22 protein-coding genes and 1 pseudogene are annotated in these 23183 nt (G+C 67.0%); 16 read left to right on the plus strand and 7 right to left on the minus strand.

Annotated features, from left to right (window positions below; translation table 11 throughout):
* Both Q8L83_RS18650 and Q8L83_RS12130 read left to right on the plus strand, forming a co-directional pair.
* Nucleotides 1–163 (plus strand): aldo/keto reductase (locus Q8L83_RS18650; protein ID WP_370868392.1); only part of this gene is annotated, 163 nt, incomplete at its 5' end.
* Nucleotides 164–173: 10 nt separating this feature from the next.
* A complete protein-coding gene (locus Q8L83_RS12130) occupies nt 174–878 on the plus strand; it encodes a GNAT family N-acetyltransferase (protein ID WP_305287273.1) in 705 nt (234 codons plus the stop codon).
* Nucleotides 879–893: 15 nt separating this feature from the next.
* On the opposite strand, the gene Q8L83_RS12135 is transcribed toward Q8L83_RS12130, so the two are convergent.
* On the minus strand, nt 894–1352 hold the full coding sequence (locus tag Q8L83_RS12135) for a hypothetical protein (protein WP_305287275.1): 459 nt from the start codon (nt 1350–1352) through the stop codon (nt 894–896).
* Between the two features lie 145 nt (nt 1353–1497).
* Here Q8L83_RS12135 and Q8L83_RS12140 point away from each other — a divergent pair, with 145 nt between their 5' ends.
* From Q8L83_RS12140 to Q8L83_RS12150, 3 genes are all read left to right on the plus strand, one after another.
* On the plus strand, nt 1498–1731 hold the full coding sequence (locus Q8L83_RS12140; protein WP_305287277.1) for a hypothetical protein: 234 nt from the start codon (nt 1498–1500) through the stop codon (nt 1729–1731).
* Between the two features lie 94 nt (nt 1732–1825).
* Nucleotides 1826–2713: a hypothetical protein gene (locus Q8L83_RS12145; protein WP_305287279.1), complete on the plus strand. Its 888-nt coding sequence runs from the start codon at nt 1826–1828 to the stop codon at nt 2711–2713.
* 68 nt (nt 2714–2781) lie between these two features.
* Nucleotides 2782–3171 carry a VOC family protein gene (locus Q8L83_RS12150; RefSeq protein ID WP_305287281.1) on the plus strand — a complete coding sequence of 130 codons (390 nt, stop codon included), beginning with the start codon at nt 2782–2784 and terminating at the stop codon, nt 3169–3171.
* A gap of 60 nt (nt 3172–3231) precedes the next feature.
* On the opposite strand, the gene Q8L83_RS12155 is transcribed toward Q8L83_RS12150, so the two are convergent.
* The gene (locus Q8L83_RS12155) at nt 3232–5154 is read right to left on the minus strand and encodes a methyl-accepting chemotaxis protein (RefSeq protein ID WP_305287283.1); all 1923 of its coding nucleotides are present in this window, start codon (nt 5152–5154) and stop codon (nt 3232–3234) included.
* A 351-nt stretch (nt 5155–5505) separates the two neighbouring features.
* Between Q8L83_RS12155 and Q8L83_RS12160 the strand changes: the two genes are divergently transcribed.
* On the plus strand, nt 5506–6693 hold the full coding sequence (locus Q8L83_RS12160; RefSeq protein WP_305287285.1) for a carbohydrate porin: 1188 nt from the start codon (nt 5506–5508) through the stop codon (nt 6691–6693).
* 53 nt (nt 6694–6746) lie between these two features.
* Here Q8L83_RS12160 and Q8L83_RS12165 read toward each other — a convergent pair whose 3' ends face one another.
* A complete protein-coding gene (locus Q8L83_RS12165) occupies nt 6747–9263 on the minus strand; it encodes an ABC transporter permease (RefSeq protein ID WP_305287287.1) in 2517 nt (838 codons plus the stop codon).
* The gene (locus Q8L83_RS12170) at nt 9260–9967 is read right to left on the minus strand and encodes an ABC transporter ATP-binding protein (protein ID WP_305287288.1); all 708 of its coding nucleotides are present in this window, start codon (nt 9965–9967) and stop codon (nt 9260–9262) included. Before Q8L83_RS12170 ends, Q8L83_RS12165 begins: the two co-directional genes overlap by 4 nt.
* A 67-nt stretch (nt 9968–10034) precedes the next feature.
* On the opposite strand from Q8L83_RS12170, the gene Q8L83_RS12175 reads away from it, so the two are divergent.
* The 5 genes from Q8L83_RS12175 to Q8L83_RS12195 all read left to right on the plus strand — a co-directional run bounded on the left by Q8L83_RS12175 (nt 10035) and on the right by Q8L83_RS12195 (nt 14135).
* The gene (locus tag Q8L83_RS12175; protein WP_305287290.1) at nt 10035–10736 is read left to right on the plus strand and encodes an arylesterase; all 702 of its coding nucleotides are present in this window, start codon (nt 10035–10037) and stop codon (nt 10734–10736) included.
* 144 nt (nt 10737–10880) lie between these two features.
* Nucleotides 10881–12029 (plus strand): hypothetical protein, encoded by a 1149-nt coding sequence (locus Q8L83_RS12180; RefSeq protein ID WP_305287291.1) that lies wholly within the window; start codon nt 10881–10883, stop codon nt 12027–12029.
* Nucleotides 12026–12442 (plus strand): hypothetical protein, encoded by a 417-nt coding sequence (locus Q8L83_RS12185; protein WP_305287293.1) that lies wholly within the window; start codon nt 12026–12028, stop codon nt 12440–12442. Before Q8L83_RS12180 ends, Q8L83_RS12185 begins: the two co-directional genes overlap by 4 nt.
* A 57-nt stretch (nt 12443–12499) precedes the next feature.
* Nucleotides 12500–13342, plus strand: coding sequence for a M48 family metallopeptidase (locus Q8L83_RS12190; protein WP_305287295.1), 843 nt, complete (start codon nt 12500–12502; stop codon nt 13340–13342).
* Between the two features lie 79 nt (nt 13343–13421).
* On the plus strand, nt 13422–14135 hold the full coding sequence (locus tag Q8L83_RS12195; RefSeq protein WP_305287297.1) for a class I SAM-dependent methyltransferase: 714 nt from the start codon (nt 13422–13424) through the stop codon (nt 14133–14135).
* 365 nt (nt 14136–14500) lie between these two features.
* On the opposite strand, the gene Q8L83_RS12200 is transcribed toward Q8L83_RS12195, so the two are convergent.
* Together Q8L83_RS12200 and Q8L83_RS12205 are read right to left on the minus strand one after the other, a co-directional pair.
* Complete coding sequence (locus tag Q8L83_RS12200; RefSeq protein WP_305287299.1) at nt 14501–15622, minus strand: DUF4062 domain-containing protein; 1122 nt, start codon at nt 15620–15622, stop codon at nt 14501–14503.
* A 76-nt stretch (nt 15623–15698) separates the two neighbouring features.
* A pseudogene (locus Q8L83_RS12205) lies at nt 15699–15860 on the minus strand (hypothetical protein); the annotation flags it as partial.
* Between the two features lie 127 nt (nt 15861–15987).
* On the opposite strand from Q8L83_RS12205, the gene Q8L83_RS12210 reads away from it, so the two are divergent.
* The 5 genes from Q8L83_RS12210 to Q8L83_RS12230 all read left to right on the plus strand — a co-directional run bounded on the left by Q8L83_RS12210 (nt 15988) and on the right by Q8L83_RS12230 (nt 22124).
* On the plus strand, nt 15988–18282 hold the full coding sequence (locus tag Q8L83_RS12210) for a TonB-dependent receptor (RefSeq protein WP_305287301.1): 2295 nt from the start codon (nt 15988–15990) through the stop codon (nt 18280–18282).
* A gap of 41 nt (nt 18283–18323) precedes the next feature.
* The gene (locus tag Q8L83_RS12215; RefSeq protein WP_305287303.1) at nt 18324–19697 is read left to right on the plus strand and encodes an MFS transporter; all 1374 of its coding nucleotides are present in this window, start codon (nt 18324–18326) and stop codon (nt 19695–19697) included.
* Nucleotides 19698–19723: 26 nt separating this feature from the next.
* A complete protein-coding gene (locus Q8L83_RS12220) occupies nt 19724–20635 on the plus strand; it encodes a TauD/TfdA family dioxygenase (protein ID WP_305287304.1) in 912 nt (303 codons plus the stop codon).
* A gap of 22 nt (nt 20636–20657) precedes the next feature.
* The gene (locus Q8L83_RS12225; RefSeq protein ID WP_305287306.1) at nt 20658–21548 is read left to right on the plus strand and encodes a TauD/TfdA family dioxygenase; all 891 of its coding nucleotides are present in this window, start codon (nt 20658–20660) and stop codon (nt 21546–21548) included.
* A gap of 135 nt (nt 21549–21683) precedes the next feature.
* A complete protein-coding gene (locus tag Q8L83_RS12230; RefSeq protein ID WP_305287308.1) occupies nt 21684–22124 on the plus strand; it encodes an Rrf2 family transcriptional regulator in 441 nt (146 codons plus the stop codon).
* 18 nt (nt 22125–22142) lie between these two features.
* Here the strand turns inward: Q8L83_RS12230 and Q8L83_RS12235 are convergent, their stop codons facing one another.
* Entirely contained in the window at nt 22143–23183 is a 1041-nt protein-coding gene (locus tag Q8L83_RS12235; RefSeq protein WP_305287310.1) for a sulfate/molybdate ABC transporter ATP-binding protein, read from the minus strand.

A 23183-nucleotide genomic window follows, 5' to 3' on the forward strand; every position in this document is an offset into this window, starting at 1 on the left:
GGCCTGGAGCAAGCAGCACGACTTCGTCGCCTCCACCATCGTCGGCGCCACCCACGAAGACCAGCTCCCCGACATCCTGGCCGCCATGGACCTGACCCTGAGCGACGAGGTGATGAAGGCCATCGACAAGGTGTCGAAGGAAATCTTGTATCCGATGGGGTGAGGGGGCTGAGGTGAGCGCTGACCTGCGACCAGGCCTGCTCGAAGAGCGCGTGGGGGCGCTCTATCGCACGGATGCCGATGGCCGCCTCCTCGGCTCCAACGAATGGGACAGCCGGCCCGCGCCCCGGTTTCACCTGATGCGAACCGCCGCTGGCCCGATCTTGCGGGGCCGCGCGGACCTTCCGGCCGATCTCCTTCAGAGGCTTCAGGCCCTCTCTCTGCAGGAGCCGGCCGAGCAGGCCTTCACCCGGCTTCCGGCCCAGTATGACCAATACCTGGCGGCGTTGGCCGAGCAGGCGCCAGTCGAGAAGATATGGGCGGGGCCGGCCTATGTGCTGCCGCCGCAGCAGACGCCGGGCCTGGAGGTCGTGAACATCGACGCCGGCGCCCGTGATGTCCTGCGCGGGCGGTTCGACGACTGGCTTGAAGACGTCGCCCATCGGTGGCCCTTCGTCGCCGTGATCGCCGAGGGCGCCGCCGCCGCCATCTGCGCCAGTGTCCGCATCTCGCCCACGGTCCATTGCGCCGGGGTGGAGACCCATCCCGGCTTCCGGCGACGGGGCTATGCCCTGGCCGCCGTCACCGGCTGGGCGAGCGCGGTTCGCGCCTGTGGCGCGACGCCCTTCTACAGCACCTCATGGGACAACCTGGCGTCCCAGCGGGTCGCCCGGCGCCTGGGCGCGCAGCTGGTCGGCGTGGACTTTCACGTCACCTAAAGCCTGGACCTCGGCTCAGCCCCGGCGGAGCGCCTCGCCCCAGATGGCCAGATTGCAGGCGAACTGGCCGGGCTCTGTGGCCTCCAGCCTGATGGCGATTGGCACCATGCAGGGTCCGACATGCTCAGGGGTGGCGGTGTATTCAGTGGCCATGCCATCCAGGATCAAGGGGCGGATGATGTTCATGTCGGTGCGGTGCTTCATCTCCTCCACGAAGGGCGGAACATAGACGATGTTCTCCGGCACGCGGGGGCCGCCGAACTCTTCCGGCAGCAGCAGGAGCTCGACCAGCACGCCCTCCTCCACCAGCGCCTTGGCCTTCTCCGGTGAGTCCACATACGACCAGTCTGGGCCGATGGGCTGTCCCGGACTGGGCTCATAGCCAGCCTCTTGGAGCAGCTGACCGCCGTCGAACGCCTCGGCGGCGCCGCCCCCCGATGCGCCCCGGCCGAACCATCGGCGGAGGCTTGTCATGATACCGCTCACGGCTCTTCCCCCCATGCCGCTGGATCATAGCCGCCGCGCCAAGCGAGGCACGACCTAGCTTGCCTTCACTATGGTCAAGACGCACGCAAAAGCCAGCCGGCCGCCCAAGGGTAGGTGCGGCGCTAAGCTAAATATGGAGACCCTGGACTGCGATCTGACCGGCTTTCTCGCCGGCGTCGCCACCCGCCACATCCAGCCCAAGGACTTCCTGCGTCTGACGCCGGAAGACGCCCTGTTCGACCCGTGGCTCAGCCTTGGGGACGCCGGGGCGGAGGCGGTGGAAGGCTGGACGCGATCGGCCGGCTACGGACGGACGACGCTGCGGTCTCTCACCCTGACGGCGCAGCTCAAGCCGCCGAAGGCCTGAGGACGTCCACGTCCACCTGAGAACCGAAGGCGCCCAGGCAACTTCCAGACGGCGCAGCCGTTCTAGAGGTGAAGCTTATTCCCAGGAGCGCTTGATGCCCTCGATTCGGACCCTGTCCGCCGCCACCCTCGCCCTATCCCTGACCGTGGCGCCTGCGGCGCTGGCGCAAACCAGTTCCCAGGGCTCGACCCAGCAGCAGGAGCGCATCGGCGCGATCCTGGGCGCCCTGTTTGGTGACCGCCTCGGCGTCACCACTTCGGTCGAGTCGCAATGGGCCGTGGGGCAAACCCCGCTGCGGACGCAACAGAGCCAGTTCAACACCCGCGTGGACGCCGACATCCGCGCCCGCGCCCTGGACCAGGACACGGGCCTGCGCCTGAAGCGTGACTACGCCGCCCTGGTCGAGCTTGAGACCCGCTACGGCGCCGACCGGCGCTTCACGCCCCAGGAGCAGGCCGAACTCGCCGAACGCTATGGCGCCCTCACCCAGGCCCTGACCAATGGTCAGTACACCGATGGCGGCTACAACACGGCCATGGTGGCCGACGGTCGCACGGCGTTCGACCGCCGTGTGGACACCGCCGTCGCCGCGCGACGCCTGCCCCGCACCGAGGGGACCCGCCTGAAGTCCGACTATGCCCAGCTGGTCCAGATCGAGCAGGGCTATCTGCGCGACGGCCAGCTTACGGCCAATGAAAGGGCCGACCTGGAGGCCCGCCTCGACCAGCTGGACGCCCGCGTGGGCGATGTCAGCTATGGGAACGGCGCCGTTCAGACGCCGCGCGCGCGCCTCGACACCATCCTGCGCGCCCTGCCCAGTTCCGGATTGTCGGCCAGCGCCCAGGCCCAGCTCCGCGTCGAGCATGAGGACCTGAACCGCCTCGCCGCGGCCTATGAGCGTGTGAGCGCGACGGCCGAGGAACGCGCCTATCTGGACCGGCGGATCGGCCAGCTGGAAACCACCGCCCGCGTCCGGCGCTGAGCCCCGTAGACGCAACCCGTTCCATGCCCCTAACGTCGCCGGACAACGGCAGACGTTAGGGGAAACACGTGTTCAATCACATCATGGTCGGATCGAACGATATCGCGCGGTCCAAGGCCTTCTATGACGCCGTGCTGGCGACGTTGGGCGCCGGTCAGCCGATGGAGAACGCCGCGCCCACCGGGCACAAGCGGCTGTTCTACATCCACAATGGCTCGGTCTTCTGCGTCAGCGAGCCGATCAATGGCGAGCCGGCCAGCTTCGGCAATGGCGGCACCATCGGCTTCAAGTGCGACTCAGCCGAACAGGTGAAGACCTTCCACGACGTGGCCGTGGCCCATGGCGGGGTCTCCATCGAGGACCCGCCGGGCCTGCGCGATGGCGGCATGGGGGCGCTGCACCTGTCCTATGTGCGCGATCCCGACGGCAACAAGCTGTGCGCGCTCTATCGGCCGTAAGACCTCGACCGCCTGGCCGCGTCCCTCAGGGCGGGGCCAGGATGGCGACTGGCGCGCGGCTTAGAATTCTTCCCAGGACTCGTCTGGCCGGCTCGAGGCCGGCTTGGGCGCAGCCCCGCCACGCCCAACGGTGCGCAGGGCTGCGACCGGTCCTGACCGCGTCTGCGGCAGGGATTTCGTCGCCTGGTCGATCGGGTGGCCCGCGCCAATCTGAAAACGTGACACCGAGGACGCCAGGGTCTGGGCCTCCTGCGACAGGGCGTGCGATGCGGCGGTCGACTGCTCGACCATGGCCGCGTTCTGCTGTGTGACCTGATCCATCTGGTTGACCGCCGTATTGACCTCCTGAAGGCCAGTGGCCTGCTCCTGGGCCGAGGTGGCGATCTCCGACACCAGGTGATCGATCTCGGCCACCTGGACGACGATCCGCTGCAGGGCCTCACCGGTCTGGTCGACCAGCTTGACGCCGGTGTTGACCTGGTTGGTCGAGGACGAGATCAGCTGTTTGATCTCCTTGGCCGCGTCGGCCGAACGCTGGGCCAGGGCCCGCACCTCCTGGGCCACCACCGCAAAGCCGCGGCCGGCGTCGCCCGCCCGCGCGGCCTCGACCCCGGCGTTCAGGGCCAGCAGGTTGGTCTGGAAGGCGATTTCGTCGATCACGCCGATGATCTGACTGATCTCCTGAGCCGACTTCTCGATCGCGCCCATGGCGTCCACCGCGTCGCGGACGACCTGGCCGCCGGTCTCGGCGTCGCTCTTGGCCGCCTGAACCGTATCTGCGGCCTGGCGGGCGCCTGAGGCCGTGCGGTTGACCGTGGCGGTGATCTCATCCAGCGCCGCGGCGGTCTCTTCCAGGCTGGCGGCCTGCTGCTCGGTGCGACGCGACAGGTCATCGGCCGCCTGGCTGATCTCGCCGGAGCCGGAGCGGATGTTCGAGACATTGGCCACCACCGTGGTGATGGTTTCCCTCAACTGGCCGATGGCGGTGTTGAAGTCGTCCTTCAGCTTCTCATACTCGCCGGGGAAGGCCTGGGTCAGGCTGTAGGTCAGATCGCCCCGGGTCAGGTGGTCCAGCCCCTCGGCGAGGGCGCCGACGACGATGGCCTGCTCCCGCGCGGCGATGTCTGCGGCTTCCTGAGACTTGGCGCGCCGCGCATCGTCGTCGTCGCGCCGCCGCTCGGCCTCCGCGGCCTCTTCGCGGGCCCGTTCGGCGAGCAGGGTCTGCAGGTCCCCCACCGCCTTTCCCACGGTCCCGATCTCGTCGTGACGGTGGGCGCTGGTCAGATCGACATCGGTTCGCCCCGAGGCCAGGGCGCGCATCTCGCTGGCCAGCGTGCGGATCGGCCGGACGATGATGCCAAGCGAAGCAGCGATGAGACCCAGGCTGAACAGAAGGCTGAACACGAGGGCGCCGATCATCAAGGTCCGCGACAGGCGGGCGCCCTGATCGGCGCGCGCCTTCTCCTCGGCGGCCGAGGTTTCGATATCGTCGGACACCGCCTCCATCCGGCCTTCGAGGTCGGTGAAGGACTGCTTGAAGGACCCTAGCGCGGCGCGGGCGGCCTCCGGGTCCTGGGCGGCGAGCGCAACAATCTGCTGCGCCGAAAGGATGTAGGCCTCCAATGGCTGTTCCACCGCATCGAGGGATTCGCGGATGCGGCCGTCGCTGGCCAGGCTCCGGTTGGCGGCCATGGCCTGCTTGAAGGAGCCGACGTGTTCGGCGGTTTCGGCGCTGACACTGTCGAGATCGACGCCCGCCGACGGGTCGCCCGCGAGAATGGCCGAGAGCACATCGGCCCGCAGCGCGTCGTGCATCATATCGGCCTGCATGTGATTGCGCAGGATTTCAGCCGATCGGCTCGACCCGCCCAGGGCGTCGGTGAGGTCCGTCGTGGTCCAGAGGCCCAGGCCGGAATTGGCGCCGCTCAACACCAGAACGGCAAGCCCGGCGACGACCACTTTCGACCGAATAGTTTTCAGCACGCGCAATCCCCCTAGAGACGCCAAAAGGTACCGCGACCATGGTTAAGAAAGACTTCGCCTGAAACCTCGCGCCGAGGATCGACCAGGAACACCCGCTTAGGGTGTACTCTATATGAACCCGAAGACCTCAACTACGTTCAATTCACCAGAGGACAGGACTCCCGCCCGGACCGCGTGGAACGCCGCTTTATTGATTATTATTCTCAGCCGGTTTTCAACCGTAGATCGCGCAGACGTGGCGTCCCATCTAACCTGAACATGGACACTGTGTCGCAGGTCAATGACTGGACCTTAACTGCAACTTCAGCGCCTATCGGTATCGTTCCCTTCACAATACATGGGGGACATTCGATGACGTCAGCCAAGACAAAAGCCGCAACGGCGGCGATGTTGGCGGCCCTGGCGCTTTCGGCTTGCTGGGCCGGAGCCGCAGCGGCCCAATCGGAGCCCGCCTGGCGCAGCAGCATCGTCTATACGGCGGACGTGACGGGGGTTGTGGACGGCGCGGCCAGCCAGGCCGGTCGCTACCTGGACAATCTCGACGTCGTCGTGGACGGCGATCTGGCTCGGATCGCGGGGTGGCGGGACGCCCGAGTTCATGTGGCCATCCTGGCGAATGGCGGCGGCCGCCCCAATGATCTGGCAGGGACCCTGCAGGGCGTTGACAATATCGAGGTCGCCGACCCCGGCGTGAGGCTTTTCGAGGCCTGGATCGAGCAGAGTTTCGCCGACGGCCACGCCTCGGTCCTGGCCGGGCTCTATGACGTGAACAGCGAGTTCTATGCGACGGAGGCGTCCGGCCTGCTCATCGCCCCGGCCTTCGGCATCGGCTCCGAATTCGCCGCCACAGGGCGCAACGGTCCCTCCATCTTTCCCTCGACCGCCTTGGCGACACGAGTCCGGATCGGCGACCCGGACGGCCTCCATGTTCAGGCCGCAGCCGTGAACGCCAGGGCCAGCACCTTCGGTGATCCCGACGGGGTGGACACCGGCTTCGACGACGGCGTGCTCTGGCTGGCCGAGGGAGGCTGGACCGGCCCCGCCCGGCTGGCGCTCGGCGCCTGGCGCTATGACAAAAAGCAGGAGGATATTCGCGCGTTCGGACCAACGGGGGATCCACGCCTGGCCACGTCCCAGGGCGTCTATGTCCTGGGCGAAGCCGATATCCACCGGGGCGCGCACAGCGTGACGTCGGCCTTCGTCCGGTCTGGCCTGTCGGACGGCGATACGAGCGACTTCAAGGGCGGCTGGCAGGCGGGACTGCTGGTCCTGCGCCCCTTCGCCGCCCGCCCCGACAGCGCCTTCTCCGTGGGCGTCCACCAAGGCCTGCTGTCCGACAAGGCGCGCCTCAACGCCTGGGACGCCGGGATGGACCCGGCGACGCGGGAGGACGGTCTGGAGATCACCTATTCAGACACGGTCGGCCGATTCACCCTTCAACCGGATCTGCAGATCATCAGATATCCAGGGGGCGATCGCGCCGCCGACACGGTCATCGTCGCCGCCTTCCGGCTCATCATCCCCATCTTCGCAAACTAGACGCTCCGGCCGAGCGCATGCGCCTGCGTTCGAACCGGTCTTAGGCGCCAAGCCTAACCCGCCTCGCGCAGGACAGCAGCGGGGCGGCGCGAGAGGGCGGCGAAGGCGGCGAAGGCGCCGCCGATGACGCCGAGCGCCGTCGTGCCGCCGAGGATGCCGAGGATCACCGGCCAGTCGATGCTCCAGGTCGCGTTGAAGACCTGCGTCACCACCGGCCAGGCGCCGGCCGCGCCGAGGGCAGCGCCGGCCAGGCCTGCGATCACGCCCACCAGGCCGTATTCCACCAGATAGGCGGTGACGATCTGGGCTCGGGTTCCGCCCAGAACTTTCAAAGTCGCCGCCTCCCGGGCGCGGAAGCGGGCGCCAGCGGCGATGGCGCCCACCAGCACCAGGACGCCGGCCGCGCCGGCCACGGCGGCGGCCCCGCGGATGGCGAGCGCCAAGCGGTCGAACAGGGTGGCGGCCTGCTCCAGCTGGTCGCGAATGCTGATCACATTGACCCCTGAGAACGCGGCGGCGAGGCCTTGGGTGACGGCGGCCTCTTCGGCGCGGCTGGCCATGGCGATGGCCACGTGGCGGGGCTTGGCGCCCTCGATGGCGCCTGAGTTCAGGATGACGGCGAAGTTGGCGCCGAAGCCGCCCCAGTCCACCTTCCGCAACACCGCGATCTGGGCGTCGATCTCGCGGCCCAGGACCTGGAGGGTGACGGTGTCGCCGACCTTGAGCCCTGCGCCGCGAGCGGCGTCCTGCTCGAAGGCCACCAGGGGCGGGCCGGCATAGCCCGCGGGCCACCAGGCGCCGGCGGTGACCTCGGACACCTCTGGCGGGCCGTCGAGGGCCGACATGGTCAGGTCCTCGTCAAAAGCCCAGCGTTCGCCGCGGTCGATGGTCTCGATGTCCACCGGCTGGCCTTTCAGGCGGGTGATGCGGCCGGTGATCAGGGGCAGGCGTACGTAGCGGTCGGGGCCGGGGTCGTTCAGGGCCTGTTCGATCACCGCGTCGAAGGCGTCTGCCCGGTCGGGGGGGATTTCGGTGAAGACCAGCGAGGGCGCGGTGCGGGGCGCCACCTCGCTCACCTGGGCCAGCAGGCTCGACTGGATCAGCACGATGGCTGAGAGCAGGGCGACGCCGAGGCCGATGGCGGGTGTCGCGGTGCGGGCGGCCGAGCGGGGGCCGGCCAGATTGGCGAGGCCCAGGCGGACCGCGCCCCGTGCCAGGCGGCGTACGCGGCCTGCGCCCCAGGCTGCGGCCAAGCCCAGCAGGCTCAGCGCCAGGAAGGCGCCCGCCGCCCCACCGATCAGACCCGCGGCCGCCCAGCGGCTGGGCGCGGTGAGGATGGCGAGGCCCGCCAGGCCAAGGGCGGCGGCGACCGCCAGCACGGTCTCCAGCCCAAGCGTCGGGCGGCCCGCCATCTCCTTGCGGAACAGGGACGAGGGCGGCGTGGTCCGGGCCTGCGCCAGGGGCCAGAGGGAAAAGGCGCTCGCGGCCAGGAGCCCAAAGGCGCCGGCGCGGATCAGGGGCTGCGGATAGACGGCGAACAGGGCCGGGATCGGAAGTTGGTCGGCGGCGAGCGCGCCGATCACCAGCGGCGTCACCGCGCCGATCACCAGACCGATGGCCACGCCCAGCAGGGCCAGCACGCCGATCTGGATCAGATAGATGTCGCGGATCAGGGTCCCTTCGGCGCCCAGGGCCTTGAGCGTGGCGATGGAGGCCTTGCGACCCTCCAGATAGGACGAGACCGCCCCGCCGACGCCCAGGCCGCCGGCCACCAGGGAGGCCAGGCCGATAAAGCCCAGGAAGTATTCCAGCTGGTCGATCAGCCGTCCGGCGCCGGCGGCGGCCTCGGATCGGTCGCGGGCCTCGAACACCGCATCGGGAAAGGCTTCACGCACATCCTCGATCGCCGCCTTGGGGTCGGCGCTCGCGGGCAGAACGACCCGCACCGCCTCGCCGAACAGGCCGCCGGCGCCCAGCAGGCCTGCGGCCTCCACCGTCCCGACATCGGTCAGCACCCGAGGGCCCAGCGCAAAGCCGCGGCCGATCCGGTCCGGCTCGGAGATCAGCACCGCGCCGACCCGCAGAGTCGTCTGGCCGACGGTGAAGGTGTCGCCGAGGGTCAGGTCCAGCCGGTCGAGCAGGGCCTGCTCCACCGCCGCCCCGGCCACGCCGTCCGTCGGGGCCAGGGCCGCCTCCAGGCTGGCGGCGCCCTCCAGCTGAACCGCGCCCACCAGGGGATAGCCCTCGGCCACCCCGCGCACGTCCACCAGCCGCCGCTCGCCGCCAGGCGTCTGCGCCATGGCGTTGGCGCGGACGGAATAGACGCTGGGGCCCAGGTCGGCGAAGGCGGCGCGCTCCTCGTCGGTGAAGCGGCGTTGATCGACGCTGAACACCACATCGCCGCCCAGGATTTCCCGAGACTGGCTGGCCAGCCCCTGGCGGAAGGCCTCGGCCGTGGAGCCGGCCGCCGCGATGGCCGCCACCCCCAGGGCCAGGCAGGCGAGGAAGATGCGGAACCCCGCGACCCCGCTCCTCAGCTCCCGCCCGGCGAACCGTAGGGCGAGCCTCACGCGTGGGCCTCGTCGCCCACAGGGACAACCAGGCCGTCGGCCATACGCACGATGCGGTCGGCGCGGGCGGCCAGGGTCTCGTCATGGGTGACCAGCACCAGCGCCGCCTCGGCCTGCGCCAGCAGGTCAAACATCAGATCGGCGACCATGGCGCCGTTGGCCCCGTCCAGATTGCCGGTGGGCTCGTCGGCGAACAGGAGCTCGGGCCGCACGGCGAGCGCGCGAGCCAGCGCCACGCGCTGCTGCTCTCCGCCGGACAGCTGGTGCGGATAGTGGGTCAGCCGCGCCGCCAGTCCCACCCGGCCGAGCCAGGCGTCAGCTTCGGCCATGGCGTCGCGCCGCCCGGCCAGCTCCAGGGGGGCGGCGACATTCTCCCGGGCGGTCATGTTGGGCAGCAGGTGGAAGCTCTGGAAGACCAGCCCCACCCGGCCGCGACGCAGGCGGGCGCGGCCGTCCTCGTCCAGGGCGCCGAGATCCTGACCGAACAGGCGCACGGTTCCGCTGGTAGGCGTTTCCAGCCCCGCGGCCACCGAAATCAGCGACGACTTGCCCGAGCCCGACGGGCCGATGATGGCCACGGTCTCGCCCGGGGAAACCGTAAGGTCCACGCCCCGGAGAATCTTCACCGGACCCGCCGCGGAGGGCAGGCTGAGCGTCAGGGCCGAGAGGGTGAGCGGCGGCGGCGCAGGCGGGTTTTCGGTCATGAGGCTCCCGATGGCGGGCTTAAGCGTTTCCTGCCCGCCCGGCCGACCTATATGGGGGACCACAGCCATGACCGCACGCCGAACCTTGCTCTCCCGTCGAACCCTCCTGCTGGGCGCCCTGGCGCTTGGCGCCGCGTCGTGCGGGCGCGAGACTAATCCGCCCGCCCCGCAGGACGCGCCCGCAGGCGAGCCGCCGCCCCCACCCGGGGCCAGCGCGGACCTACCCGTGGTCGCCATTCTCGGGGACTCCATCACCGCGGGCTATGGCCTGCCGGCGAGCGAAGCCCTGCCCGCCCAGCTGGAGGCGGCCCTGGCGGCGGCCGGAACGCCGGTGCGGGTGCGGGCCGCTGGCGTGTCGGGCGACACCACCGCCGGCGCCCTGGCCCGGCTGGGCTTCAGCATCCAGAACGACACCGACCTGTGCGTCGTGGCCGTGGGCGGCAACGATCTTTTGCAGGGGATCGAGCCGGCGCGGATGCGCGCAAATCTGGAGGCCATCATCACCGGACTCCAGGCCCGCAACATCTCGGTCCTGCTGGCCGGCATGCAGGCGCCGCCCAGCTATGGCGCCTACGCGACCGACTTCGCCGCTGTGTTCACAGAGCTCGCCCGGACCTACGACATCCCCCTCTATCCCTTCCTGCTGGACGGCGTCGCCCTCGACCCCGCCCTGAACCAGGACGACGGCATCCACCCCAATGCGGCCGGCGTAAAGATCATCGCCCAGCGCCTGGCCCCGGCGGTCGCAGGGGCGTTGGCCGGGGGTTAGGGGCGGGGACTTCCGCCCGAGCTGACCCAACCCCTTTGTTCACTTTTTGTTCTTTACGCAACACGTGCCTCATGAGAAAGTCACGAAGTGGTGGTGGCGGGCCGAGCGGCGCGCTCTTGGCGTTCAACGAATTAGTGGGGCGACATGGTCAGATTTCAGCTGGCGCGCGATGGCGTGCTCAGGACAATCGACGCATTGAGCGATCAAGCCAGGCGGGAGATCGCCCGCACGCGCAGGGAGGCTCAAGCGGCCGCCGAGCGGGCGTTCCGTCGTACTCAGCAGAACGCGGCAGAGGCGACCGCTCGGTTGCAAAAGGAGGCTGCCCACGTCCAGGCGCAACTCGCTCAAGCCACTCAGCCGGCCGTGCGACGGCAGCAGTCCGGCGGGTCGCCACGGCCCACGGCCCAGTCTGTTCTGTCCCGCATAGAGGCTAATCTGGATGGCAACCCCACCGCGAAAGCGCTGGCGGGTCATCTGGTACAACAAGGCGCCATTCCGATCGGCCTCCTGCGAGGTGGCGCTAAGGCAATTGAAGGATTAGCCGACGCCGCCTTGTTCGTTGCCCGGGTTCAGAACCCTGTACTGGATAGATTATTGAGCCCTGCCGGTGAGACTGCAGGCGAGCAATTTGGCAGCGCCGTGGAGCGGGGCCTTGAGTACGTCGTGGAGGGAGCCAGGAATCCGCGGGTATTGATCGAGGATGCTCGGAGCTTCGGCCATCAGATGCGATTGGATTTGGATCCGAGTGCGACGCCCGTGGCGCCGACGTTCAAAGGAGAACTCCAACGTCGGCTCGACATTGGAATGAACCAGGGCGAGCTAGCTTTCGACGTGGGTTCGCTCGCTTTTGGCGGCCCGCTTGCCAAAAGCACCAAGGTCTTTGGGGCGGTTAGAGCTTCCCCTGTCGAGAAGTATCTGGCGCAGGGGTTCACGAAAGCCCAGGCCGCCCACTTGGCGAAGCCATACCCAAAGCAAAACATGGGCCACCACGCCGTCGCACGGCGGTGGGGGCTCCCCAAGATATTTTCCGAGAGCGAATTCAATATCCTGAGACCCATCGGCATAACGCGGGGGGACTTCTATGAGCGCCATTTTCAGGTTGACCCTCACTTCCATGGGACGAAGCTGCTCAACAGCGGTTGGAGCGGGAAGAAGCTTGGTTTGAAGCGGCATGGAGCCCTTGGCCGCATCTGGTACGGAACTCCGGAACCCCTAAAGGCGCGGGTGGGCGGACTTAGCGCGGCGGCGGGATCGACTATAGAGTCAGGTCAAGGCGAGGAGGACGTTCGGTGAAGATCAGGCCGTTTGCAGAGTTCGAAACGGAACTGCCCTATGATGGCGTCGAGGGCGACGAGAGTGTTGATTTCGAGGAGATTGTGCCGGCCGGCCAGAACATTGCCGAAGCCTGGGCGATAATCCTGAGGCCGCTCGGATATGAGGCCTCAGAGCCTATTCAGGACGATCATGGTTGGCGGCTTAACGTAAGGGACCGTCGATACACGTATGAGCTTTTTATCGCCCGTGTATTTGAGAACGAATGCCATCTCCACGCCAAGGAAGCGTTCGGACTTTTTAGAAGTAAGAATTTCCCCTCGTTTTTGACACAGCTGAACTCGGCGTTGAACGCCGATCCTCGCTTTAGGAACATAGGTTGGTCCGGCTCCCTCGATGACAGGACCACGACCGATACGCCCATAGTGGAATGAGCTGCCGGTCAAGCTGCCCAGCTTGCCAAGGCGCAGATTGGCCGCCCTACTGTCTCCATGAGCCAAGACAGCATCCGAGACCGATCCCGCCGCACCCTTGAGCGCGCCCAGGCCCGTTATGAGGCCGATCCCTCCCTGGCCAACACCGTCTGGTATGGGCGGGTGCTGGGGTTCCGCTACCGGATCGAGGAGGCCATCGCGGTGTTCAGCGAGGGCCTGGAGCGGTTTCCCGACTCCTTCGAACTGCTCCGCCAGCGGGGCCATCGCTATCTGTCGACGCGGCGGTTCGCTGAGGGCAAGGCCGACCTGGTCCGGGCCGCAGAGCTGATCGAGGGCATGGCCGAATGGATCGAACCCGACGGGCCGGACAACGAGTTGCCCGTGCCGCCCACCAGCATCCAGTTCAACACCTGGTACCACCTGGCGCTCGCCCACTATCTGCTGCGGGAGTGGGACGAGGCCGAGGCCGCCTATCGCCAGTGCCTCAACTGGGTGCGCCAGGACGACTATGACGGGCTGACCGCCTGCAATGACTGGCTCTACGTGACCCTGCGCCGCAGGGGCGACGAGGCCGCCGCCGAGGCGGTGCTGGCGGCCATTCCCGAAGGGTTGGCCGATGAGGCCTTCGTCGAGGGGCCGTCCTATTATCGGCGCCTGCGGATGTACCACGGCGAGCTCGCGCCCGAGGACCTGCTGAGCCCCGACAAGGGGTCCCAGGTGATCCACGACCTGGAGACCATCTACGCCACCCAGGGCTACGGCGTCGGCAATTGGTATCTCTACAATGGCGAGACCGACCGCGCCCGGGCGGTGTTCGAGCAGATTCTGCAGGGCCGCAGCCGCTTCGCCTTCGGCTACATCGCCGCCGAGCTTGACCTGCGCGAGATGGCTGGCGCCTGAGGCCTGGGCCAAGGATCGCCCGCCTTGACCCGGGCGGCCCATTTCGTATCTATTGAAGATACATGAAATGTGGCGCGCCATGACGAAAAGCCAAAGCCCCTTCGCCGACCCGGCCCTGGTCTCGACCTATGCCGACGATACGCCCCTCAAGGTCCCCGGCCTGGCTGACCTCCATCGCATGGCGATGCTGCTCCTCAGCGAACAGGGGCCGGACGCCGCCGACATTCTCGTGATCGGCGCCGGCGGAGGCCTGGAACTGAAGGCGATGGCGGAGGTCCGGCGCGACTGGACCTTCACCGGCGTCGATCCATCCCGCGCCATGCTGGACCTCGCCCGTCGCCACATCCAGCCCTTCGGCGACCGGATCACTTGGGTGGAGGGCGTGGCGGAAGATGCGCCTCCGGGCCCCTTTGATGGGGCGACCTGTCTGCTCACCCTTCATTTTCTTGAGGCGGCCGAGCGGCGGCGGACCCTGGCGGCCATCCACGATCGCCTGAAGCCGGGCGGCCGCCTGATCGTCGCCCATCACGCTGCGCCAGGCGGCGACGCCGAACGCTGGCTGGCGCGCTCAGCCGCCTTCGCCAACCGCGGCGCGCTCGACTGGGAGAAGGCCAGAGCCTCGGCCAAGGCGATGGCGGAGCGGCTGCCGCTCAGCTCGTGCGCAGACGAAGAGCGGCTGCTCCGGGAGGCGGGATTTATCGAGGTGACGCTCTTCTACGCCGCCTTCTCATTCCGCGGCTGGGTGGCGACGGCCGCGCCGGCCGCGAGGTCGCGGTCGTCGGAGGACAGGTAAGTCTCCGACACGCCCTCCTAAGCCAGGGGGATCAGCTTGGTCCGGATGAAATCGACGCGGCCACTCACGCCGTCGCGAAGCGTCAGGTTTCGGAAGAGCGACGAACGCCAAGCAGGGTGGCGGTGGACGCAGTGCGAGGAGCAGAATTCTCAGCTTTTCCCTGTTTCTTCATTTCGGCCGCGCCTCCAACTACGCCCGCGCCGCTCTACTCTGAGATAAGGCCCGGAGAATGCTTCACTTTTCGGCTCCCAGCTCTTGAGCATCCGAAATTCGCCGGCCGTGGAACAGGGAAATCAGTCCAGGCGAACAGCGATCGGGTCGCCTCATAACAGGGAGAGCTTCGCCTTGTCAGAACACCCTTGCGATTAGCGCGCCTGACGCTGGCGCCTGAGCGGCACGAGGATGTCGTCTATGAGCCGGGCGTGATCCAGGCGCAGCGCAGCGCGCGGACGGCTGAGCGAGACCGGCGGTCGATCATCACCATAGTTCATAGCCATCGACACGGAATTGGGGCTGGCAGCATGCTCGGCCTGAGTACGCCACGAGAGGTGCTCGGCGCCCTCGATGCGAGCTGCGATACCAACATGCGTCATCCGCTGCGTTGGGTCGATGCGCTCCAGAAGCGAGCCGCTGTAGGACATCGCGGTCCCGATGGCCGCGTGAATGTTTTCTTCGAGGATCACGGTTAATCCTCCCCGCCCCCATTGATCTTCCGAGGAGGACGCCGCCGGAACCCGGATCCCAATAGAACCTTGCTCATCCACCAAAACGGCGGCGCCGCGTTCCTGCATTACGACGAGAGCCGCTTCTTCGATCGTGGACGTCACCCCTTTCGCCCGATCGAAGAAGCGGCTCTCGCCGAACATCGCGCTTTGGTGGATCGCGTCAACGAAATCAGGGGACTCGATTTCGACGGGCCGCAGGATCGATTGTAACGGTCCACCGACAACGGCGACGCTTAGCGTCGTAGCCTCGGAGTAGCTGTTACGGCGCTCCCCCGGTACCATTGCGATCGCCTTCGCGATCAGTGCTTGCGGGTCCAGAGGTCCGACGGCGTTGGCCAGCTCGAAATCATGAAGGGCGCGGGTGATCCCGATCTGCAAGGCGCCAGCGTCGCGGAAACTTCCACGGAACAGACCGCCTTCCCATCCCTGGACCTCAGCAATGAACGCCGCCTGCTGTTCGCCGGGTGCAATCCCTTCTTGGACGAAGGCGATGACCGGCTTCCTTCCGCAGGCCTCCCGGTATTCTTCATGTGTCGCGGACAACCCCGAGGTTGGCTGCACGGCGCCGTATTCCTCCCCGAGCACCAGCACGACCACGTCGGAGTCTCTCAATCCCTGTAAGCAGGCCACCTGAGGGGAGTTTGGCTGTGCGCCGAAATCCTCGGCCATGATGGGTCGATGGCGAAGCGTTTCGATTGCCGCTTTGCCGGCTCCGCGCATGTCAGAGAACCCAGCGATAAGCGAGCTAAGAAAGACCTTCATCTAAGCGCTCCAATCCAGCTCCCGAGATCATTCCTAATCCGGATGGAGTGCTGCGGCTCCAATGTCATGCCGCCTCTCACACCTGGCTGAGAATTTTGGCAGCCATCGCCGCCTTATCCTGGGGCAAGAAGCGTCCGTAGTGCTTGGCGACCATGTCTGGTGTGTCTTGGATCGCGTAGCTCGCTTGTTCGTATGAGCCGGCTTTTTTGAGGATGTGGGTGGCGAGTACGTCGCGCACAGCGGCAGCGACCTGCCCGTGTGAGCCCCGCTCAAAAGACCCCGAGAAAATATGATTCTACTATTCCCGTAGAATTTATATTCTTTCCGTGCGGCGAGAGCCGTTCGGGATGAAAACGGGGTTTCCAGTGAGTTTGATCAGCACATTAACAGCCACCGCGGTCACGGCGGCCGCGCTCCAAGCCACCGGGGTGGAGCCAAGCGCCTCCCTGCGGCAGATCGAACTTCAGGAGGTGGTCATTACCGCGCGGCGGCGCGAAGAGCGCTTGCAGGATACGCCGATCAGCGTCTCTGCGGTGGCAGGCCAGGTTCTGACGCTTGAACGCCTGGATCGTGTGGCGGACTACTCCGCCAAAATCTCCAACTTCAACGCCCTGCAGCAAAATACCCGCGTCTCAACCTTGACCATCCGCGGGGTCGGCGGCAACGCCAACAGCGATGGTTCGGAGGCCGGCGTCGGCCTCATCGTCGACAATGTCTTCTTCACGCACCCTGGCTTCAGCTGGCTCGACTTCGTCGATCTCGCGAGCGTTGAAGTGGCCCGCGGGCCCCAGGGGACGCTGCTCGGTAAGAACACCACGATCGGGGCGGTGATCGTCACGACGCAACGCCCGAGCTTCACGCCGGAAGCCACGGTTTCGGCCACGATCGCCAACCATCAGCGCTATCAGCTGCGCGCGAACCTGTCTGGGCCACTGAGCGACCAAGCTGCCGGCCGACTGACCCTCTATGGCGACACCTCAGACGGCTGGATCACCAACAGGCCGACGGGCGACGGCTATCTCGACACCGGCCGCTGGGCTGTGCGGGGCCAACTGCTTTACGAGGGCGGCGCCCTTTCCAACCGTCTGATCGCCGAACAATACGCCACCCGCGAGTTCAACAACTTCTATCCGCCGGTGGGCGATCCCCTCACCTATGTGAACGGGGCGCCGCGCAACGGTTGGGCGCGCAGGCTCCAGTCGGCCTTCGGCTACAGTCCCAGCTACGATCTGGAAGACGCCAACCTCGACACCCAGGAAGAGCTGGTCTCGCGGACCACAGGGCTCTCCAACCAAGCCGACTGGCGGTTGGGCGAGCACACGATCACCTCCATCACGGCGTGGCGGAAGCTCTATTTCCGCCCCCGCAATGACGGGGACAATTCACCGTTTCCCATTTTCCACGCCGGCTATGATGTCGATGTCGATCAGTATTCTCAGGAGTTAAGGCTCGCCTCCGCGAGCGGCGGCGCCTTGGATTATCAGGCCGGCATCTTCCTGTTGCGACAGGACGTCACCAGCAATTTCCGGACGCTGTTCTACGCCGACGCGACCGCCTTCTTCCTGAGCCCCGCCCTGCCCGCCTTGATCCTCGACGGAGTCGAGGCGAGCCAACTGGGCAAGGCCAAGACCTTCAGCGGCGCGGTTTTTGGCCAGGCGACCTGGAGGCCGACGGAGCGTGCCGCCCTCACCCTCGGCGCGCGCTACACACAGGAGCGCAAGGCGGCGTCAAATGCCGCGACGTCCTTTGGCGGCGTCCCTCTGACCGGAACGCTCACCCCCCTTCAATCCTATCGGGTCGCGGTCGCCAGCCCCCCCTTTCTCGTTTCCGAGGAGAGCGAGGACGGGAGCGTGTCCTGGCTGATCAACCCGTCCTACAAGATCAGTCAGGATCTCCTCGCCTATGCCTCGATCGGCTACGGGGAGAAGTCCGGCGCCGCCAATCTAGGGGCCAAGCCCGGCGACCGGGTGATCATCGACCCTGAAAAATCCACCGACTTCGAACTCGGCCTGAAGACGACCTGGCTGGACGGCCGCGCGATCCTCAACGGCAACCTCTACTGGAATGACATTGAGGACTATCAGGCGACCCTGTCGGACACCCGAGGCGCCACCAGCCGCTCGTATCTGGCCAATGTGGGCAAGGTGCGGATGCGGGGGCTCGAACTGGAGGGGCAGCTCCAGGCGACGCCGGAACTCAACCTGTCCTTCAGCGCCGCCCTCAACGACGCGCGATACGTCTCCTACCCCAGCGCCCCTGTGCCGCAGGAATACGCCTATCCGGGTGGGCCGGGGTCGCTGGACCTTTCGGACACCCGCGTGCCAAACGCGCCACGCTTCACAGGTCAGGTCAGCGCCCGCTACGAGCAGCCCTTGATCCGTGGTGGGACGGTGTTCGCCTACGGCAACCAGACCTGGCGCAGCGACACCTTCACCCATGCGATCTCCGACCATGGCCGCCAGGACGCCTATGGCCTGACCAACATCGGCCTCGGCTATCGGACGATGGGCGACCGCTACGCCGTGCAGGTCTGGGCGCGAAATCTGTTCGACGAGCGCTATGCCGCGGCCTTCGGACAGGCCGGGGGATCAACCCCCTACATCGCCATCCTCGGCGAGCCGCGCACCTTTGGCGTGACGCTTACCGCCAAACCCTTCTGACCTGGCGGGGGCCCAGCGCCCTCGCCCCTGCGGAGGCTCACATGCCCGTCACCGCCCCTTCACCGCCCACCTGGCGCATTGCCGCCTTCGCATCCCTGGGCCTGCCCATGGCGGCGGCCGGGCTGCCTCTGGCTGCCTATCTCCCGCCTTTCTATGCGCAGGAACTGGGCCTCGGGCTTGGCTTGGTTGGCGCGATCTTCATGCTCAGCCGCATCTGGGACGCCGCAAGTGATCCGCTGATCGGAGTCCTGTCGGATCGGACCCGAAGCCGCTTTGGCCGTCGAAAGCCGTGGATCGCCGCGGGCGCTCCGATCTTCGCCTTGGCCATCGCGGCGATCTTCATGCCCGGCGCCTTCGGGGTCAGCCCGGGCGCGGCGTGGCTGGCCGTCTGGCTCGGCATTCTCTACCTCGGCTGGACGGCGGTGCAGATCCCCATGCTGGCCTGGGCGGGTGAGTTGGCCGGCCACTATCACGCACGTAGCCGCATCCAGACCTTTATCCAGGTCGCTCACGCGCTTGGCCTGCTACTCGTCCTCGTGCTGCCCGCGGGACTAGACGCCCTGGCCGCCCGCAACGGCGCGACGGCCTCCGGGGCGGCCAAGCTGGCGGCCATGGGCGGCTTCGTCCTGGTCCTGCTGGGGCCCACGCTCTTGGCTGCACTTCTGCTGAACCGGGAACCGCCGGCGCCGGCGACGCCCCTCGGCCGCCCCGTCCTGGCTCAGCTTCACTCAGCCCTTCGCGACCGGCTGATCCTCAAGGTGCTCGCCTCGGACTTCGCCGTAACCTTGGGACAGCTTATCCGCAGCTCGCTCTTCGTCTTCTTTGTCTCAGCCTATATGGGCCGCCCTGATCTCGCGGCGGGTCTCTTCCTGCTGCAGTTCGTCTTCGGCGTCTTCGCTGGTCCGATCTGGCTGAAGATCGGCTACCGCCTGGGCAAGCACCGCACCGCCGTCGCCGGCGAGCTGGCCCAGGTGGTCATCAACCTGCTGCTGATCCTGGTGACGCCCGAGACCCTGCCCCTGCTGCTGGGGCTGACCATCGCCCAGGGGCTCGCCCAGGGCTCAGGAAATCTGATGTTGCGGGCGATCGTCTCGGACATCGCCGACAAGCAGAAACTGGAGACCGGCGAGGACCGCGCCGGCCTGCTGTTCTCCGCATTCAGTCTGGCCGGCAAGGCCGCCACCGCTGTCGCCGTCGGCGTCGCCCTGCCGCTGGTCGGCGCCTTGGGCTTCAGGCCGGGTGCCGAGAACACCTTCGAAGCCCTGCTGGGATTGAAGCTTGTCTTCGCCATCGGACCGGCCATGGCCCACGCCGCCTCGGCCGCGCTGATCGCGCGCTTCCCACTCGACGAGACCCGCCACAGCGAGATCCGCGAGGCCCTGGCGCTGCGCGCCGTGGCTCAACCTGCCGAATAACCCTCGAACCCAAAGGAGAAACCCCCATGAGCGACATCAACACCCTGCCCAAACTGGCCATCCGCCCCGTCGGCGGAGCCATCGGCGCCAAGATCGCCAATATCTACCTCACCCCCGACCTGGACGACGCCTCCGTTCAGGCCGTCGAGGCTGCGTTGAGCGAGCACAAGGTTCTCTTCTTCCGAGGCCAGCATCACTTGGACGACGCAACTCAGGAGGCGTTCGCGGCCCGCTTGGGCAAGCCCGTGCCGCATCCTACCGTGCCGGTCCGCGACGGCTCTAGCTACCTGCTGGAGCTGGATTCGAGCCGCGGCGGGCGCGCCAACGCCTGGCACACGGACGTCACCTTCGTCGCCGCCTATCCGAAGGCCTCGATCCTTCGCGCCGTGGTTTCGCCCGACGCCGGCGGCGACACCGTCTGGGCCAATACAGCGGCGGCCTACGAGGCTCTGCCCGAGCCACTGAAACTCCTCGCTAACAGCCTCAGAGCCATCCACACCAACGCCTACGACTATGCCGCCACGCGATCCAACGTCCGCGAAGCCGACGTCGCCCGTCACCGGGAGGTCTTCGCCTCGACGGTCTATGAGACCGAACATCCGGTGGTTCGGGTCCACCCGGTCACGGGCGAGCGACACCTTCTTCTCGGGCAATTCGTGAAGAGCTTCGTGGACCTGTCCAGCAGCGACTCCCGGCGGTTGCTGGAGCTCTTCCAGGAACATGTGACCCGGTTGGAGAATACGGTCCGCTGGCGCTGGCAGGCTGGCGACGTCGCCATCTGGGACAACCGCGCGACCCAGCACTACGCCGTGAACGACTATGGCGACCGCCATCGCGTCATGCGTCGGGTCACCCTCGAAGGCGACGTGCCCGTCGGCGCCGATGGCCGCCCCAGCCGCCCCCTTTCCCCGCCCGCCGCCGCCGTGGCTGCGGAATGACATCAGCATCAGGAGAAACGTGATGAATGCGATCGTTCATCCTTCGGCACCCGCCGCCGAATTCCAGAACGGATTGACCTTCACCCCGGCCGGCCCCCTGCTGGGGGCCGAAGTCGGCGGGGTCGATCTGACCCGCCCGCTGGATCCGTATGTCGTGGCCGTCCTCCGCGGCGCACTAAACCGCCACAAGGTGCTGTTCTTCCACGACCAGGACATCACGCACGAAGACCACGTGCGCTTCGGGCGCTATTTCGGGGATCTGGAAGGCCATCCGGTGACCACCACCGTTCCAGGCTTTCCGGAAATCTTGCATATCGAGGCCGCAGATGGCCTGAAGATCACCGAAGAGACCTGGCATCTCGCCCGACCGGCCAACAAGTGGCACACCGATGTCACCTTCCGGGAGAAACCCTCCTTCGCGGGCATTCTCCGGGCACGAAAGCTGCCGCCCTCCGGCGGCGACACGATCTTCGCAGACACCGCGGCGGTCTATGCCGATCTCCCCACCGAGGTGAAGACGAGGATCGAGCGTCTGCGGGCCGAGCACGACATCATCCAGAGCTTTGGCTGGCGGGTGGACGAGACCAAGCGCGCTCAGTTGCGGGCGGAACATCCGCCGCAGTCGCACCCCGTGGTCCGCACTCATCCGGAGACGGGTGAGAAGCACCTGTTCGTAAATCACGTCTTCACAACGCGGATCCTCGGCATTTCAGAAGGCGAGAGCCGCGAGTTGCTGGCCTATCTGACCGACCGTGTGAAGGCGCCGGAGTATCAGGTGCGCTTCCGCTGGAGCCCCAACGCGGTCGTCCTCTGGGACAATCGGGCTACGCAACACTACGCCGTCCTGGACTACGTTCCTCACGAGCGCATCGTGGAACGGGTTACGGTGAGCGGGGAGGACATCCCCTTCTGAGCCCCACGCGCCCGGCCGCCTGCGACGGCCGGGCGCAGCCTGATGACTGGCTGGACGGCGTCTTTGCTACTATGTACCCCTTCGAACTAGGAATTTCGAACGGGCCTCACGGCAGGCCGTTGCGGCGGAACATAGATGATCTCCAAGAAGGCGCTCTACGCGATCCGCGCCCTCATGAGCCTGGCGCGGGTGGCGCCGGAGGCGATGAACACGGGCGAGATTGTGCTCGCCAATGATCTGCCACGAAAGTTCCTCGAAGCCATACTGCTGGATCTCAAGCGCGCCAGGATCACGGTCAGCGAGCGCGGTCGTGAGGGTGGCCATCGCCTCGCCCGCGCGCCGGGAGAGATCAATCTGGCCGATATCATCCGCGCCATCGATGGACCGCTGGCCATGCTGCCCTGCGCCTCGGTGACCAGCTATCGGCCATGCGACGACTGTCCCGACGTGGAGAACTGCCAGATCCGACGAGCGCTCGCCAAAGGTCGAGACGCATTGGCCGAGGTGCTGGAGAGCACCACGCTCGCCGACCTCGTTGAGCGGCCTGACATGGCGCCGGCCGGCGTCTTCGTCTGAGCGCCGGCCCTCTCCTGACTACCCCCCCGCCGGGAAAGTGGTGAAGCGCTCCGGCGCAAGACGGATCTGAGCGCCTCGGGCCACTCCGTCTGGCAGACGACCGCGGGCCCAGTCGATCTCCATCATCTGATCGCCGCGCATACACTCCAGCCGCGTGGCCGGGCCTCTGGCGATAACGCCGACCACCTCAGCCAGGAAGCCGCGGCCGTCGGCAGGATTGATCTCGACCTCGTGCGGACGAAAGAAGGCTTTCACCTCGCCGGCCGCGGCGTCGGCCAGCGGGAACCTGGCGTCATACAGATGAAGCTCACCATCGCTGACGAGGCCCCGCGCTTCGTTGGCGGCCCCTAGGAAGTCAAAGACAAACGGGGTGGCGGGCGAGGCGTAGATATCATTCGGCGCGCCCACCTGTTCGATCTTTCCGCTGTTGAGGATGGCGACCCGATCTGCCAGATCCATCGCTTCCTCCTGGTCGTGCGTGACGAAGATGGTGGTGACTCCCGTCTCGTCATGCACCCGTCGCAGCCAGTAGCGCAGCTCGCGTCTGACTTTGGCGTCCAGCGCACCGAACGGCTCGTCCAGCAGGAGCATGCGTGGCTCGATAGCGAGCGCCCGGGCCAGGGCGACCCGCTGTCGCTGACCGCCTGACAGCTGCGATGGGTAGCGGGCGCCATATCCTTCCAGCTGCACGAGGCTGAGCAACTCGTCGGTTCGCCGCTTGATGTCCTCGGCTGAAGGTCGGTCGCGACGGGGCCGGACACGAAGTCCGAAACCGATATTGGCCGCCACCGTCATGTGGCGGAAGAGCGCGTAGTGCTGGAAGACCATGCCGGCCTTCCGCTCGCGGGCGCTCAACGAGAGGAGATCGGCGCCGTCGAAGCTCACATCTCCGGTCGTCGGGCTGATGAGCCCCGCCAGGATACGGAGAAGGGTGGTCTTCCCCGAGCCTGAAGGCCCCAGAAGCGCCAGGAACTCTCGGTCACCGACCTCGAGGTCAAGGTTCTGCAGGGCATGGCCTTGGCCATAGGTCTTCGAAATGTCTTTGATGATCAGGGGCAT

It is taken from the genome of Phenylobacterium sp., from assembly GCF_030680185.1.
GTDB lineage: Bacteria > Pseudomonadota > Alphaproteobacteria > Caulobacterales > Caulobacteraceae > Phenylobacterium.